Here is a 16,058-nt window from a genome sequence, read left to right as displayed (position 1 = left end):
GGTAACGATGTCGTCAAGGACGCCTGATACATGGACCCACGGCGCGGTGATGCTCGATAACGAGCACACCCGCTTCGCCCTCTGGGCACCGGATGCTTTTTTTGTCAGTGTCGAATTCGACTCTGGAGATTCAATCCCCCTGCTGCCCCAGGCCGACGGCTGGTTCATGATCCAGACCCGTTGCCCCGCCGGCACCCGCTACCGCTTCAACATCGACGGCGAGCTGGAAGTGCCGGACCCGGCCTCCCGCGCCCAGGCCGGCGACATCGACCGCCACAGCGTGGTGGTCGACCCCCATGCCTACCAATGGCGCCACACCCACTGGTCCGGCCGGCCCTGGTACGACGCCGTCATCTACGAACTGCACGTTGGCGCCCTCGGGGGTTTCGAGGGGGTCGAGCAGCACCTGGCGCGCCTGGCCGGGCTCGGGGTCACCGCCATCGAACTGATGCCGCTGGCGCAGTTTCCCGGCGACCGCAACTGGGGCTACGACGGCGTCCTGCCTTACGCGCCACAAGCCTCCTACGGCACGCCGGAGCAGCTCAAGCACCTGATCGACAGCGCCCATGGCCACGGTCTGGCGGTGATCCTCGACGTGGTCTACAACCACTTCGGTCCCGACGGCAATTACCTGCACCGCTATGCCAAGGGGTTCTTTCGCGAAGACAAACACACGCCTTGGGGCGCGGCGATCGATTTTCGCCGCCGCGAAGTTCGGGACTTCTTCATCGACAACGCGCTGATGTGGCTGCTGGAATACCGTTTTGACGGCCTGCGCCTCGACGCCGTGCACGCCATCGAAGACCCGGATTTTCTCCAGGAGCTCGCGGCGCGGGTGCGCGAACAAGTGGACCCGACCCGGCACGTCTGGCTGACCGTGGAAAACGAGCACAACCAGGCCAGCCTGCTGGAGCAAGGCTACGATGCCCAGTGGAACGACGACGGCCACAATGCCTTGCACGTGTTACTGACCGGCGAGACCGACGCCTATTACGCCGACTACGCCGAGCAGCCCACCGAACAATTGGCACGCTGCCTGAGCCAGGGTTTTGTCTTCCAGGGCCACATCAACCGCCACGGTGAGCCACGCGGCGAACCCAGCGGGCACCTGCCGCCCAGCGCGTTCGTACTGTTCCTGCAGAACCACGACCAGATCGGCAACCGCGCCCTCGGTGAGCGCCTGCATCAACTGGCCCCGCCCCAGGCCTTGCAGGCTGCGACGGTCCTGTTGCTGCTCTCGCCGATGATCCCGCTGCTGTTCATGGGCGATGAAGTGATTGCACCACAGCCCTTCCTGTTCTTCACCAGTCATCACGGCGAACTGGCGCAATTGGTGCGTGAAGGCCGACGCAATGAGTTCAAGGCCTTCAGCGCCTTCGCCGACCCGCAACAGCGCGAGCGAATTCCCGATCCCAACGCGGCCACCACCTTCGAAGCCTCGCGCCCGAACCTGGAGGCTCATGAACCGGAACAACTGGCCCGCGAGACGCTGTATCGCAGCCTGCTGAAGATCCGGCGCGAGGAAATCGTCCCACGCCTGCCCGGCGCCCACGCGCTGGAAACTGACGTGCTCGGCCCGGGCGCCGTCAGTGCCCGCTGGCAGTTGGGCGACGGCAGTGTGCTGCGCATCGACCTCAACCTCAGCGCCGAGCCGGTGGCGCATACCGCCGCCGAAGATCCACGCATTCTTTTCGAACATCCGCCCCACGCCATGGGTCTGTTGCAACAGGGCCACCTTGCGCCCTACAGCGCGCTGGTCAGCCTGACACAGGCGGCCCCGTTGCCCACCATCACTGGAGAGCGCCCATGAGCGATGCGCAACTGGAAATCCTCGCTGGCCGGGCGGGCCTCGCAGTGGATTGGATCGATGCCAACGGCCGGGCCCAGAAAGTCTCGCCCGCCGTCTTGCGCTCGGTCCTGACGGGCCTCGGCCATCCCGCCGGCAGTGCCCAGGAAATCGACGCCAGCCTGCTGCAATTGCAGCAAGAACAACGGAACCATCAACTGCCACCGCTGCTCACGGCCGATGTCGGGGTCAGTGTCGACTTGAGTCGTTACTTCGAGGCCGGCACCCCCTGCGAGGTCCGCCAGGAGGATGGCGCCACGCTGAACCTCAAGCTCGACGCCGACGCCAGGCTGCCGGGCATGCTGCCGGTGGGTTACCAGCATGTCAGCATCGACGGGCAGCACTTCACCCTGGCGGTCGCGCCGGCGCGCTGCTACAGCGTCGCCGATGCGGTGAACGACCCGACGCCGCGCACCTGGGGCCTGAGTGCCCAACTGTATGCGCTACGGCGCCCCGGTGACGGCGGCTTCGGTGACACCCAAGCCCTGGAAGACCTGGCACGGGTGGCCGGTGAGCGCGGTGCCGAGGCCATCGCCATCAGTCCGATGCACGCGATGTTCAGCAGCGACACGGGTCGCTACAGCCCTTATTCGCCGTCCAGCCGGTTGTTTCTCAACAGTCTGTACGCGGCGCCAGGCACCATCCTGGGCGAGCGCGCCCTGCGCACCGCCATCGATGCCACCGGCCTTGCCAACCAACTGCAAAAGCTCGAAGACCAACCCCTGGTCGACTGGCCGGTGGCGGCCGAGGCCAAGCAGAAGGTCCTGCGGGCGCTGTACGACGGTTTCAGCCAGGGCGAACACCCCTTGCACGAAGACTTCAGCAGTTTCCGCCACGCCAGCGGCGAGGCCCTGGAAAACCACTGTCGCTTCGAAGCCTTGCAGGCCGAGCGCGCCGCCCGCGGCGAAAGCCTCGACTGGCGGCAGTGGCCGGAGGAATGGCGCAACCCGCGCAGCGCCGTGCTGGCGCATTTCGCCGAAGAAAACGCCGATGAAATCGGTTTCTATGCCTTTTGCCAATGGCTGATCGCCCGCTGCCTGGAGCGCGCCCAGAGCGCCGCCAAATCCAGTGGCATGGGCATTGGCCTGATCGCCGACCTCGCAGTGGGGGCCGACGGAGCCGGTAGCCAGGCCTGGAGCCGCCAGGATGAACTGCTCGCCTCGCTGACCGTGGGCGCACCGCCCGACATTCTCAACCGCTCCGGCCAGGGCTGGGGAATCTCGGCGTTCTCCCCCGAAGGGCTGGTGCGCAACGGCTTTCGCGCATTCATCGAGATGCTGCGGGCCAATTTCGCTCACGCCGGTGGCTTGCGCATCGACCACGTCATGGGCCTGCAACGCCTGTGGGTGATCCCCAACGACGCCCCGCCTTCGGACGGCGCCTATCTGTATTACCCGGTGGACGACCTGCTGCGCCTACTGGCACTCGAATCCCACCGTCACCAGGCCATCGTGCTCGGCGAAGACCTCGGCACCGTGCCGGACGGCCTGCGGGAAAAACTCAGCGCCCGGTCGATCCTGGGCATGCGCGTGCTGTTGTTCGAACAGGACAACACCCACTTCAAGCCGATCCTCGACTGGCCGGACAACGCGCTGGCGACCACCAGCACCCATGACCTGCCGACCCTCAATGGCTGGTGGCACGGGCACGACATCGATTGGAATGCGCGGCTGGACCTGATCGACTCCCACACGGAAATAGACTGGCGCAAGCACCGTGAACGTGAACGCGAAGGCCTGCGCAGCGTGCTGAACCAAGACCCACAGAACTTTCGCGAAGAACACCGCGAGACCGACCAGGTGCTGGACGCCAGCGTGCGCTTTCTCGGCCACACCCGTGCGCCGCTGGTGCTGTTGCCACTCGAAGATGCCCTGGGTATCGAAGAGCAGGCCAACCTGCCCGGCACCATCGACACCCACCCCAATTGGCGCCGCCGCCTGGCCCATGACAGCCAGGCGTTGCTGGATCACCCGGACGCCGCCCGGCGCCTGGAAATACTTGCCTGTGCGCGACTCCAGGCGAACGAGCGTGACCGATGAATCTGCCTACGATCCAACCACTGCGGGCGACCATTCGCCTGCAATTCCATAAAGGCTTCACCCTGGACGATGCCGTCGCGCAGGTGCCGTACTTCGCCGCGCTGGGCATCAGCCATATCTATGCCTCCCCGCTACTCAAGGCCCGTGCCGGCTCCATGCACGGCTACGACGTGGTCGACCCGACCCTGGTCAACCCGGAACTGGGCGGCGAGGACGCCTTGCGACGCCTGGTGGCGACCCTTCGCGAGCACCGGATGGGGCTGATCCTCGACATCGTCTCCAACCACATGGCGGTCGGTGGCAACGACAACCCCTGGTGGCTGGACCTGCTGGAATGGGGGCGCCTGAGCCCGTATGGCGAATTCTTCGACATCCAGTGGCACTCTCCCGACCCATTGCTGGAAGGCCAGTTGCTGTTGCCGTTCCTGGGCAGCGACTACGGCGTGGCCTTGCAGGAAGGCACCTTGCAACTGCGCTTCAATGCCGCGCAGGGAAGCTTCTACGTCGAACACTACGAGCACCATTTCCCCATCTGCCCGATGCACTATGGCGAGTTGCTCAAGCCCGGCGACAGCCTGCCTGCCGAACGGGCCGAGGCGCTCAAGTCGCTGGCTGAACGCTTCACCACGCTGAACTACCAGACCGACGCCCACACCCTCGCCCGTCCGCTGCAAGTGCAATTGCGCGAACTGGCGGCAGCCCCGGACATCCTCGCCGCCATTGAGGGCAATCTACGCGACTACGATTGCACGCAACCGGAAGGCTTCGAGCGCCTGCACCAACTGCTGGAACGCCAGAGCTACCGGCTGGCCAGCTGGCGCACGGCCGCGGATGACATCAACTGGCGACGGTTTTTCGATGTCAACGAACTGGGTGGGTTGCGGGTCGAGCGCCCGGCCGTGTTCGAAGCGACCCATGCGAAGATCTTCCAGCTGATTAGCGAAGGCCTGGTGGATGGCCTGCGCATCGACCACATCGATGGGCTGGCCGATCCACGGGGCTACAGCCGCAAGCTGCGCCGGCGACTCGATGCCCTGTCCCCGTCGCGGCACCTGCCGATCTTCATCGAGAAGATCCTTGGCGACGGCGAGACCTTGCGTCGGGACTGGAACGTCGACGGCAGCACCGGCTACGAGTTCATGAACCAGATCTCGCTGCTGCAACACGACCCCGCCGGTGCCGAACCGCTCGCCGAATTCTGGAGCCGCCAGAGCGAGCGACCGGCGCACTTCATCGAGGAAGCCCGGCTGGCCCGCCAGCAGATCCTCAACGGTTCCCTCGCCGGGGATTTCGAAAGCGTCGCCCAGGCCCTGCTGCAAGTGGCGCGGGACGACGTCATGACCCGTGACCTGACCCTGGGCGCGATTCGCCGGGCGTTGCAGGAACTGATCGTGCATTTCCCGGTGTACCGCACCTACATCAGCCCTCTGGGACGCTCGGCCGAAGACGAGGCGTTTTTCAACCAGGCCCTGGAAGGCGCCCGGCAAACCCTCAGCGAAGCCGATTGGCCAGTGCTCGATTGCCTGGCCGGCTGGCTCGGTGGCATGCCCTGGCGCCAACGCCCCCGCGGCCCCCAGCGCAAGCGCCTGCGCCATGCCTGTGTGCGCTTCCAGCAACTGACCTCGCCGGCCGCCGCCAAAGCCGTGGAAGACACCGCGCTGTATCGCTCGGCCGTGCTGTTGTCGCGTAACGACGTGGGCTACAACACCGAGCGTTTCAGTGCCCCGCCCCAGGCGTTCCATGAAGCCTGCCTCGAGCGGCTCGAGCATTTCCCCGACAACCTGATGACCACCGCGACCCACGACCATAAGCGTGGCGAAGACACCCGCGCCAGGCTGGCCGTGCTCAGTGAACGCGCCGACTGGTACACCGCCAGCGTGGAGCAATGGCGCATCCTCGCGCCCTCGCTGCACAGCGACCCGGCGGCGCCTTCGGCTGGTGATGAACTGATCCTGTACCAAGCGTTGCTGGGGAGCTGGCCGCTGGACCTGGACATCCAGGACCACAAGGCCCTGGCCGAGTACAACGAACGCCTCTGGCAGTGGCAGCGCAAGGCCCTGCGCGAAGCCAAGCTGCAAAGCAGCTGGGCGGCGGTCAACGACGCCTATGAACAAGCAACGCAGATGTTTCTCGAACGCCTGTTGCTGGGTGATGAAGGGCTGCCGTTGCGCAGTGCCATCGCCGAGGCGGTCCAGGCCATCGCACCGGCGGGCGCGCTCAACAGCCTGGCGCAAACCTTGCTGCGCATGACCGTACCCGGCGTGCCGGACCTGTACCAGGGCAACGAGTTCTGGGATTTCAGCCTGGTGGACCCGGACAACCGGCGCCCGGTGGATTTCCAGGCGCGTCGCCAAGGATTGCAGGCCGACAGCACGCCGGCGGCGTTGTTGCGCGACTGGCGCAATGGCCGGGTCAAACAGGCGCTCATCGCCAGGACGCTGGCCCTGCGCGCCCAATGCCCGCAGTTGTTCCAGCAAGGCCGCTACCAACCGCTGGAAGTGGTTGGCGAGCAAGCCCGCCGGGTGCTGGCGTTCATGCGCGAGCACGGGCAGCAACGGGCGGTAGTCGTGGTGCCGATCCATGCTGCCCGCTTGCTGGAAAACAGTGCGCAGCCGCGGGTGGCCGCCTCGGACTGGGGCGATACCCGCGTGTCATTACCGTTCGCCACCCAGGAGGGAAAACTGAAGGGACTTTTTTCAAGCACAGCAGTCACACCCCAAGGGGAGCTGATGGTCAGCGCCGCGCTGGGGGATTTCCCGGTCAATGTCTTTATCCAATCTTGAGTTGTCAGGAGCACTGCGATGAGTACCGACGATAAACGTATTCGCGAATTCGCCTACCAGATCTGGGAGTCCGAAGGTAAGCCTACCGGGCACGAAAAACGCCACTGGGAGATGGCGCGCAAACTGGCGGAAGCCGAAGCCCTGGCCCCGAGCAAACCGCCCAAGGCCGCAGGCAAGGCTCCTGCTGCCAAGGCCGACGGCGCCAAGCCTGCCGCCAAACCCGCGGCCAAGCCGGCACCGAAGGCCGCTGCCCCCAAGGCCAAGCCCGCCGCCAAACCTGCGGCAGCCAACTCGGCGATTGAAAAACCGGCCGAGAAAAAACCACGGGCGGCCCGCAAGCCTCCGGCGGTGTAATCACAACGCTCACGCAGTGCGCCTGTTGATGTACCACTGTGGCGAGGGAGCCTGCTCTCGCTGGGCTGCTCAGCAGTCCAGGCCCGGGCCGCGTCGCGCCTCGGCGGGGATGAGTCTTCCTCGCCCCGGGTGTCGTGCGCCCGGGACGACCCTTGAATCAACGGACCTTGAACCGATCGCTTTGCCGTAACTGTCTGTCTTTTGCAGGAGCAACTATGACCCGTCCAAAAAAAACCACGCCGCCGCCTGTTATCGAGGCTTCGCGGATTCGTGAAGGGCTGCCTTTTCCGCTTGGTGCGACCTGGGATGGCCTCGGGGTCAATTTCGCGCTGTTTTCGGCCAACGCCACCAAAGTCGAGCTGTGCATTTTCGACGATGCCGGCGAAGTCGAACTCGAACGCATCGAGCTGCCGGAGTACACCGACGAGATTTATCACGGCTATCTACCCGACGCCCACCCCGGCCTGATCTACGGCTATCGGGTCTATGGCCCGTACGACCCGGAGAACGGCCATCGTTTCAACCCCAACAAGCTGCTGATCGACCCGTACGCCAAGCAATTGGTGGGTGAGCTGAAGTGGTCCGAAGCACTGTTCGGCTACACCATCGGCCACCCTGACGGCGACCTCAGCTTCGATGAGCGCGACAGCGCGCCGTTCGTGCCCAAGTGCAAGGTCATCGACCCGGCGCACACCTGGGGCCACGACCACCGCGTCAGCGTGCCGTGGGACAAGACCATCCTGTACGAGACCCACGTGCGCGGCATCAGCATGCGCCATCCCTCGGTGCCGGAGAACCTGCGCGGCACGTTCGCCGGGTTGATGGTCGACGACGTGCTCGAACACATTCGCAAGCTCGGCGTGTCGTCGGTCGAACTGTTGCCGATCCACGGTTTCGTCAACGACCAGCACCTGCTGCACAAGGGCATGACCAACTACTGGGGCTATAACAGCATCGCCTTCTTCGCCCCGGACCCGCGCTACCTGGCCAGTGGCAAGATCGCCGAGTTCAAGGAGATGGTCGCGCACCTGCATGAAGCCAACCTCGAAGTCATCCTCGACGTGGTCTACAACCACACCGCCGAAGGCAACGAACAAGGCCCGACCCTGTCCATGCGCGGCATCGACAACGCCTCGTACTACCGGCTGATGCCTGACGACAAGCGCTACTACATCAACGACTCCGGCACCGGCAACACCCTGGACCTGAGCCACCCGTGCGTCTTGCAGATGGTCACCGACTCCCTGCGCTACTGGGCCACGGAAATGCACGTCGACGGCTTTCGCTTCGACCTGGCCACCATCCTCGGCCGCTACCACGATGGCTTCGATGAGCGCCACAGCTTCCTCGTCGCCTGCCGACAGGACCCGGTGCTGCGCCAGGTGAAGATGATCGCCGAACCCTGGGACTGCGGCCCCGGTGGCTATCAGGTCGGAGGGTTCCCGCCCGGTTGGATGGAATGGAACGACAAGTTCCGCGACACGGTGCGCGCCTTCTGGAAAGGTGACGACGGCCAACTGGCCGACTTTGCCAGCCGCATGACAGCCTCCGGCGAAATGTTCAACCAGCGGGGCCGACGCCCTTACGCCTCGGTGAACTTCGTCACTGCCCACGACGGTTTTACCCTCAATGACCTGGTCTCGTACAACGACAAGCACAACGAGGCCAACGACGAGAACAACCAGGACGGCAGCAACAACAACCTGTCCTGGAACCACGGCGTCGAAGGGCCGACGGACGATCCGCAGATCAACGCCCTGCGCCATCGGCAGATGCGCAACTTCTTCGCCACGCTGCTGTTTGCCCAGGGCACGCCGATGATCGTCGCCGGGGACGAGTTCGCCCGCACCCAGCACGGCAATAACAATGCCTACTGCCAGGACAGCGAGATCGGCTGGGTCAACTGGGACCTGAGCGAGGATGGCGCGGCGCTGCTCAAGTTCGTCAAGCGCCTGATCAAGTTGCGCCTGGCCTACCCGATCCTGCGGCGCGGACGGTTCCTGGTGGGCAATTACAACGAGGACATCGGCGTCAAGGACGTGACCTGGCTGGCACCCGATGGCAACGAAATGACCGTCGAGCAATGGCAGGACAGCCACGGTCGTTGCCTGGGCATGTTGATGGACGGTCGCGCCCAGGAAACCGGGATCCGGCGCAAGGGCGGCGATGCGACGTTGCTGTTGGTGGTCAATGCACACCACGACATCGTCAACTTCCGCCTGCCTGAAGTGCCTGAAGGCAGTTTCTGGACGTGCCTGGTCGACACCAACCAGCCCACCGTGCGTGGCCAGGAACGGTTCGAGTTCGAGTCCGAATACTCGGTGACTGGGCGCTCGCTGCTGTTGTTCGAGCTGCAACGTGAGGAAGAAGATTAACTATTGGAGTTAAGCCATTGAAAAACGAGGGCCGCATAGATGTGGCCCTTGTTTCTATAGGCCCAGTTGGGAGAAAAAAGTACGGTTCAGACATCGATGCCACGCGACGAAACGACCGACATGGTCAATACTTCGCTTGCGGTAGACTCCAGGATCAGGAGCGCCGCCAATGGCAATCGTGACTTGATGCGCCGCATCGGGCGGTATGCTCGGTGCAAGGCCGCAGGATTGAATACAACAAGGACGTCTTCCCCATGAAACCCGCCTCTCGCCTGAACAGTCGACAGCACCCGCAAATATGGAACAGTGCGCCGCAACTGGCCGACATTCCCATTATCAGTACCCAGACCCTCGTGCCTGCCGGCGCCCGCGCCGTGATCCTCTCCCCGCATCCGGGCGATGAGGTCGGGGCCTGTGGCGGCTTGATCCAGTTGCTGAACAACCTGGCCCATCCCATGTTGTTGATCTCGGTCTCCGATGGCGACATCGGCCATCCGGGCTCACCGCTGTGGACCGATGAACGCTTGCGCATGCACCGCCCCCACCCCCAGGAAAGCGTCGACGCCCTGCACCGCCTGGGTATTCCCGCCCATGGCCTGCAATGGGTGCGCGGCGGTTTTCCGGAAAAGGCCCTGGCCGAACACGAAGCCGAGTTGACGGCCTTCATCAGCCACCACTTGCGACCCGGCGACGTGGTCTTCAGCACCTGGCGCCTGGACGGTGACAGCGACCATGACACGGTGGGCCGAGCCGGTGCACAGGCCGCCGAGGCCGTCGGCGCGCTGTTCCACGAACTGCCCGTGTGGGCCTGGCACTGGCCGGTGCGCGAGCAGAAGAAGATCCCCTGGCATCGGGCCCGCAAACTGCGCCTGGACGTCTGGACCACCGCCCGCAAGCGTCACGCCATGTACGCCTACACCAGCCAGCTGAACGGCGAACCGGCCAACGGCATCGCGCCCCTGGTACCACGGGTGATCCTCGATCGCATGGGCATGCCGTACGAGATTGTCTTCATCTGAAATCTCAGCCCCTGTGGGCGCAGGCCTGTTCGCGAAAGCGGTGGACTCATCGGCATCTCTGTTGCATGCAAGGCCACCTTCGCGGGCAAGCCCGCTCCCACATGGGGCTTCGCATGGCCTGAGACTCGGATACAACGCAATCAGGTGTGGGAGCGAGCTTGCTCGCGAAAGCGGCGGATCCGCCAACATCTCTGTTGGATGCAAGGCCGCCTTCGCGGGCAAGCCCGCTCCCACATGGGGCGTCGCATGGACTGAGACGCGGATACAGCGCAAATCCGGTGTGGGAGCGGGCTTGCTCGCGAAAGCGGCAGCCCTGGCCACAACAATGCCCCAGGAAAAATCCGGAACTGCCGAAGCCTCCTGTCAGTCGCATGAACAGGTACGTCTGATTCAGGAGTGAACGTGACCCGAGATCCCGATTGGCGAGCCGTCGAAACCATGCCATTGGACACGCCTGCGGCGGTTCATCGGCTGCGAGTCTTGACGGTCAATACGCACAAGGGTTTCACCGCCCTCAACCGCCGTTTCATCCTGCCGGAGCTGCGCGAAGCGGTACGCAGCACGGGCGCCGACCTGGTGTTCCTGCAGGAAGTGCTGGGCGAACATGACCGCCACGCGTCGCGCTACGACAACTGGCCGCAGACCTCCCAGTACGAATTTCTCGCCGACAGCATGTGGAATGACTTCGCCTACGGCCGCAACGCGGTGTACCCCGATGGTCATCACGGCAACGCCCTACTGTCCAAGTACCCGATCCGCCAGTTCCGCAACCTCGACGTGTCCATCACCGGCCCGGAACGCCGCGGCTTGCTGCACTGCGTGCTGGAGGTCCCGGGCCACGCGGAGGTCCACGGGATCTGCGTGCACCTGAGCCTGTTGGAAAGCCATCGGCAACTGCAACTCAAGCTGCTCTGCCAACTGCTCGACTCGTTGCCCGAAGACGCCCCGGTGATCATTGCCGGCGACTTCAACGACTGGCAGTTGCATGGCAACACCACCCTCGCCCGCCGTGGCTACCTGCACGAGGCCTTCGAGCACCATCACGGCCGTCCCGCCCGGACGTATCCGGCGCGTTTCCCGCTCCTGCGCCTGGACCGCGTCTACTTGCGCAATGCCAGCAGCCACGCGCCGCAGATACTTGGCACCAAGCCGTGGACCCACCTGAGCGACCATCTGCCGCTATCGGTGGAAGTGCATTTGTAGCCCCGATTTTGCGCCGCGCGCAGCGTAAGCACCTGTAAGTTCTGACAGTAGCGACGCTCGCTATTCGTTGTTAGGGTCCCATCCCATACAGCGAGCGTTGCCAGGTCCCGTGTGCCAGTAGCCGTGCAACCGATGCTGAAACCGGCATTCCAGGATGCTGCTGCAGAGGGAAAGCACATGAGCTTGCGCGATCATGGACTCAATCGACTGTTCAACGCCTTATCGGTTTCAAGCCTGTTCCTGCTCAACACCCCACCGGCCCTGGCGGCCTGCACCTTGACACCGACCGCAGGCGACGATGCCTACGTCTGCGACAGCGGCAGCGCCCCGGGGTTGACCGACCTGGCCGGCAACAACCGCCTGACGATGCCGGCCAATGGCAGCGGCGCCATCACCGGCGACGTCACCTTCGGCGCCGGCACCGACTACATCGAGATCAATGCCAACGGCACCATCGGCGGCGATGTTCAGCAAGGCTCGGGCATCGATGACTTCGTCATGCACGGTGGCAGTATCCAGTCCCTGGCCCAGGGCGATGGTCTGGACACCTTCCTGATGACCGGTGGCACCATCGTCGAGGCCTTCGAGGATGGCGACATCGCCCACATGACTGGCGGCACCATCGGCCGGGTCGACATGAAGCTCGATGACAACCTGTTCGACATGTCGGGTGGGCAGATCCTCGGTAACCTGGTGACCGGCTTTGGCCAGGACACCATCATCCTCTCCGCGGGGCGTATCGGCGGCAACGTGAGTGTCAGCGGGGGCGACGACAGCGTCACCGTGAGCGGCGGGGAAATCGATGGCGAGGTGCGCACCAGCTTCGGCAACGACCGGTTCCAGTGGAGCGGCGGCGTCATTCGTTCAGCCATCCTGATGGGCGACGGCACCGACACGGCGCTGCTGCAAAACCTGGATGAAACCCGGCTCGCCAGTACCCCCAGCCTGGACGGCGGGTTGGGCCAGGACAGCCTGACGTTCGAGGCCACCACCTCCAGCACCGGCGCCCGCTATGTCAATTGGGAGACTGTCAATCTGGCCCAGGGCTCGCGCCTGGACCTCAACGACACGCTGGTGCTGGGCGACTCCGCCACGGCCACCGGCGTGCTGAACATCGACAGCAGCAGCGTATTGACGTCAACCCAAGGCAGCGTCAATCCGTTTACCGCTGGCCAATCGGTCACCCTCAACAACAGCGGGACGATTGACCTTACGCGAGACAACACGCGCACCAACGACAGCCTCACCGTGCAAGGCAACTATGTCGGCAACAACGGCCAGTTGCGCCTGCAAACGGTGCTCGGCGCCGACGGTTCCCCCAGCGACAAGCTGGTGGTCAACGGCGGCACGCTCACCGGCAACACCGCCATTGCCGTCACGAATGTCGGGGGCGCGGGCGGCTTGACGACCCAGGACGGGATCGAACTGGTCCAGGCCCAGGGTGGCGCGGTCAGCGACAGCGGCGCCTTCTCCCTGGCGCAATCGGTCTCGGCCGGTGCGTTCGACTATCGCCTGTTCAAGGGAGGCGTGACGGGCAACGCAAACAACTGGTACCTGCGCTCGACCGTGGTCGCCGGACCGGTGGCCGCGCCTCCCCCGCCGCCCCAGCCAAACGCTCCCACCCCGCCACCCTTGCCGCCGTTGCCGGTGGCCGTGCCGGGCGCCGCGCCGATCCCGTTGTATCGTCCGGAAGTGCCCACCTGGTCGGTGTTGCCGCCCGCCGCGGCACAACTGACGCTGATGGCCCTGGGCACCTTCCACGACCGCCAGGGCGACCAGCGCCTGCTGACGGAGAACGGCGCCTTCGGCGCGGGCTGGGGCCGGGTCTATGGCAAGGACCTGGACCAGACGTGGGCCGGTACCGTGACACCACGCCTCGATGGGTCCATCAAGGGGTTCCAGGTCGGGAATGACCTGTACAGCGCACCGATGTCCGGCGGCCAGACCCAGCGAATCGGCTTCTTCGTCGGCCATACCGAATTGAACGGCCACGTCGATGGCTTCAACCTGGGCTTCCAGGGTCGTCGCGCTGGCAAGATCGAGCTCGATGGCGACAGTTACGGGCTGTACTGGACCCTCACCGACCCCTCCGGCGGCTATGTCGACGCCGTCGTGATGGGCACGCGCCTGGACGGTGACAACCGCTCCGAACGCGGCGTGAAGATCGATAACCGCGGCCATGCACTGACACTTTCGGCAGAGGCCGGCTACCCGTTCGCGGTGACCGCCGACTGGGTCCTCGAACCCCAGGTCCAGGTCATCCATCAGAAGGTCTCCCTGGACACCCAGAACGATGGGATCTCCAAGGTCGAATTCGATTCCGACGGGGCGTGGACCGGCCGGGTCGGGGCCCGGCTCAAGGGCCGCTACCAGGTCAGTGGCATGCCCGTGGAACCCTACCTGCGCGCCAACCTCTGGCACACGTTTTCCGGCACCGACGCCGTGACCTTCGATGACAGCGACCGGGTCGAGACCCAGCAGCGGGCCTCCACCGGCGACCTGGGCGTGGGCGTCATCGTCACCTTGGCGCCTGCGGTCAGCGTGTACGCCGCTGCCGACTACAGCAACAACCTCGACAGCAACCAGCAACGCAGCGTGGCAGGTAATCTTGGCGTGAGGATCAGTTGGTAGACCCGCCACCTGCCCCCGAAAGCCTGCCACCACAGCCCGCCCTTGGGTGGCGAGGGGATCATTCCCCCCGCCACCGTTTCATCCTTCACTTAAAAAACACCTCCATTAAAGGGTATAACCCTAAAAGCGATTGACGCCTGCAAGCCCCTGGCTCATTTCATTGATGGAGTAACGACATGACCACCGCCCCCCTGCTCGCCAACCTGTTCCCCGGCGCCGACCGGATTCCGGAGGCCTACCGCCTCGAAGGCCAGATCGAACAACGCGAATACCTGGTCGACGGGGTCTTGAAGTCCTGGCAAGGCCCCCTCGCCGTCGTGCGCAGTCCGGTGTACCTGGCCGGTGCCCACGGCGATGAGCAAGTGATCCTGGGCAGCACGCCGCTGCTGGATGCCGAGACCGCCCTCACCGCTCTGGACGCCGCCGTCCGCGCTTATGACCGCGGCCAGGGCCAGTGGCCGACGATGCGCGTGGCCGAGCGTATCCGCCATGTGGAAACCTTCCTGGCGCGCATGCGCGAGCAGCGCGAAGCGGTGGTCAAGCTGCTGATGTGGGAAATCGGCAAGAACCTGAAGGACTCCCAGAAAGAATTCGACCGCACCTGCGATTACATCGTCGACACCATCAATGCCCTCAAAGAACTGGACCGCCGCTCCAGCCGCTTCGAACTGGAACAGGACACCCTCGGGCAGATCCGCCGCGTGCCCCTGGGCGTCGCCTTGTGCATGGGCCCCTACAACTATCCGCTGAACGAAACCTTCACCACGCTGATTCCGGCGCTGATCATGGGCAACACCGTCGTGTTCAAGCCGGCCAAGCTCGGCGTGCTGCTGATACGACCGCTGCTCGAAGCGTTCCGCGACAGCTTCCCGGCAGGCGTGATCAACGTGATCTACGGCAGTGGGCGCGAAACCGTCAGCGCACTGATGGCCAGCGGCAAGGTCGACATCTTCGCCTTCATCGGCACCAACAAGGCCGCCAGCGACCTGAAGAAACTTCACCCGCGCCCCCATCGCCTGCGCGCGGCCCTGGGCCTGGATGCAAAGAACCCGGGGCTGGTGCTGCCCGAGGTCGACCTGGACAACGCTGTCAGCGAGGCCCTGACCGGTTCGCTATCGTTCAACGGCCAGCGCTGCACGGCGTTGAAGATCCTCTTTGTCCATGAGGATGTGGCGCCGGCGTTCATCGAAAAATTCAACGCCCGCCTGGCGGCCCTGAAACCCGGCATGCCGTGGGAGGACGGCGTGGCGCTGACGCCGCTGCCCGAGTCGGGCAAGGTCGACTACTTGCACTCGTTGGTGGCCGATGCGCTCGCCAAGGGCGCGCAGGTGACCAATGCCCACGGCGGCGAGGCCCGCAGCTCGTTCTTCTACCCGGCGGTGCTCTACCCGGTGAACACGGCGATGCGGGTCTACCACGAAGAACAGTTCGGCCCGGTCGTGCCCATCGTGCCGTACCGCGACCTCAATACCGTGATCGACTATGTCCTGGAGTCCGACTTCGGCCAGCAACTGAGCATTTTCGGCACCAACCCGGCGGAAGTCGGCAAGCTGGTGGACACCTTCGCCAACCAGGTCGGGCGCATCAACATCAATGCCCAGTGCCAGCGCGGGCCGGACACCTTTCCGTTCAATGGCCGGAAAAACTCCGCCGAAGGCACGCTGTCGGTGCACGATGCGCTGCGAACCTTTTCCATACGGACCCTGGTGGCGACCAAGTTCCAGGAGAGCAACAAGGCACTGATCAGCGACATCATCCGAGCGCGCGATTCGAACTTCCTGACCACCGACTACATCTTCTAGCCCGAC

9 protein-coding genes are annotated in these 16,058 nt (G+C 64.6%); all 9 read left to right on the top strand.

Annotated elements, in window-relative coordinates; translation table 11 throughout:
* The first annotated feature begins 7 nt into the window (after positions 1 to 7).
* The 9 genes from treZ to AD664_RS03230 all read left to right on the top strand — a co-directional run bounded on the left by treZ (position 8) and on the right by AD664_RS03230 (position 16,052).
* Entirely contained in the window at positions 8 to 1,810 is a 1,803-nt protein-coding gene (gene treZ, locus AD664_RS03270) for a malto-oligosyltrehalose trehalohydrolase (protein ID WP_042730661.1), read from the top strand.
* Positions 1,807 to 3,885, top strand: coding sequence for a 4-alpha-glucanotransferase (gene malQ / locus AD664_RS03265; protein WP_053144356.1), 2,079 nt, complete (start codon positions 1,807 to 1,809; stop codon positions 3,883 to 3,885). The genes treZ and malQ overlap by 4 nt, the downstream gene beginning before the upstream one ends.
* Positions 3,882 to 6,668 carry a malto-oligosyltrehalose synthase gene (locus tag AD664_RS03260; protein ID WP_053144354.1) on the top strand — a complete coding sequence of 929 codons (2,787 nt, stop codon included), beginning with the start codon at positions 3,882 to 3,884 and terminating at the stop codon, positions 6,666 to 6,668. The genes malQ and AD664_RS03260 overlap by 4 nt, the downstream gene beginning before the upstream one ends.
* 18 nt (positions 6,669 to 6,686) lie before the next feature.
* The gene (locus tag AD664_RS03255) at positions 6,687 to 7,022 is read left to right on the top strand and encodes a DUF2934 domain-containing protein (RefSeq protein WP_042730658.1); all 336 of its coding nucleotides are present in this window, start codon (positions 6,687 to 6,689) and stop codon (positions 7,020 to 7,022) included.
* 215 nt (positions 7,023 to 7,237) lie between these two features.
* Positions 7,238 to 9,397, top strand: coding sequence for a glycogen debranching protein GlgX (gene glgX / locus AD664_RS03250; protein ID WP_042730657.1), 2,160 nt, complete (start codon positions 7,238 to 7,240; stop codon positions 9,395 to 9,397).
* 254 nt (positions 9,398 to 9,651) lie between these two features.
* The gene (locus AD664_RS03245) at positions 9,652 to 10,416 is read left to right on the top strand and encodes a PIG-L deacetylase family protein (protein ID WP_053144352.1); all 765 of its coding nucleotides are present in this window, start codon (positions 9,652 to 9,654) and stop codon (positions 10,414 to 10,416) included.
* A gap of 438 nt (positions 10,417 to 10,854) precedes the next feature.
* Positions 10,855 to 11,619: an endonuclease/exonuclease/phosphatase family protein gene (locus AD664_RS03240; protein WP_371260936.1), complete on the top strand. Its 765-nt coding sequence runs from the start codon at positions 10,855 to 10,857 to the stop codon at positions 11,617 to 11,619.
* Positions 11,620 to 11,796: 177 nt separating this feature from the next.
* Entirely contained in the window at positions 11,797 to 14,250 is a 2,454-nt protein-coding gene (locus tag AD664_RS03235; protein ID WP_053144350.1) for an autotransporter outer membrane beta-barrel domain-containing protein, read from the top strand.
* Positions 14,251 to 14,426: 176 nt separating this feature from the next.
* Complete coding sequence (locus AD664_RS03230; protein ID WP_053144348.1) at positions 14,427 to 16,052, top strand: NADP-dependent glyceraldehyde-3-phosphate dehydrogenase; 1,626 nt, start codon at positions 14,427 to 14,429, stop codon at positions 16,050 to 16,052.
* Positions 16,053 to 16,058: the final 6 nt, after the last annotated feature.

Source organism: Pseudomonas sp. P97.38, assembly GCF_001269745.1.
Taxonomy (GTDB): domain Bacteria; phylum Pseudomonadota; class Gammaproteobacteria; order Pseudomonadales; family Pseudomonadaceae; genus Aquipseudomonas; species Aquipseudomonas chlororaphis_E.
This window is presented reverse-complemented; position numbering and strand designations above follow the sequence as displayed.

What these genes read in the sequence shown, in the direction of transcription:
- malQ (WP_053144356.1), top strand. Translation starts at nt 1,807, where the DNA reads ATGAGCGATGCGCAACTGGAAATCCTCGCTGGCCGGGCGGGCCTCGCA.
- AD664_RS03255 (WP_042730658.1), top strand. Translation starts at nt 6,687, where the DNA reads ATGAGTACCGACGATAAACGTATTCGCGAATTCGCCTACCAGATCTGG.
- AD664_RS03260 (WP_053144354.1), top strand. Translation starts at nt 3,882, where the DNA reads ATGAATCTGCCTACGATCCAACCACTGCGGGCGACCATTCGCCTGCAA.
- AD664_RS03230 (WP_053144348.1), top strand. Translation starts at nt 14,427, where the DNA reads ATGACCACCGCCCCCCTGCTCGCCAACCTGTTCCCCGGCGCCGACCGG.
- AD664_RS03245 (WP_053144352.1), top strand. Translation starts at nt 9,652, where the DNA reads ATGAAACCCGCCTCTCGCCTGAACAGTCGACAGCACCCGCAAATATGG.
- AD664_RS03240 (WP_371260936.1), top strand. Translation starts at nt 10,855, where the DNA reads ATGCCATTGGACACGCCTGCGGCGGTTCATCGGCTGCGAGTCTTGACG.
- treZ (WP_042730661.1), top strand. Translation starts at nt 8, where the DNA reads ATGTCGTCAAGGACGCCTGATACATGGACCCACGGCGCGGTGATGCTC.
- AD664_RS03235 (WP_053144350.1), top strand. Translation starts at nt 11,797, where the DNA reads ATGAGCTTGCGCGATCATGGACTCAATCGACTGTTCAACGCCTTATCG.
- glgX (WP_042730657.1), top strand. Translation starts at nt 7,238, where the DNA reads ATGACCCGTCCAAAAAAAACCACGCCGCCGCCTGTTATCGAGGCTTCG.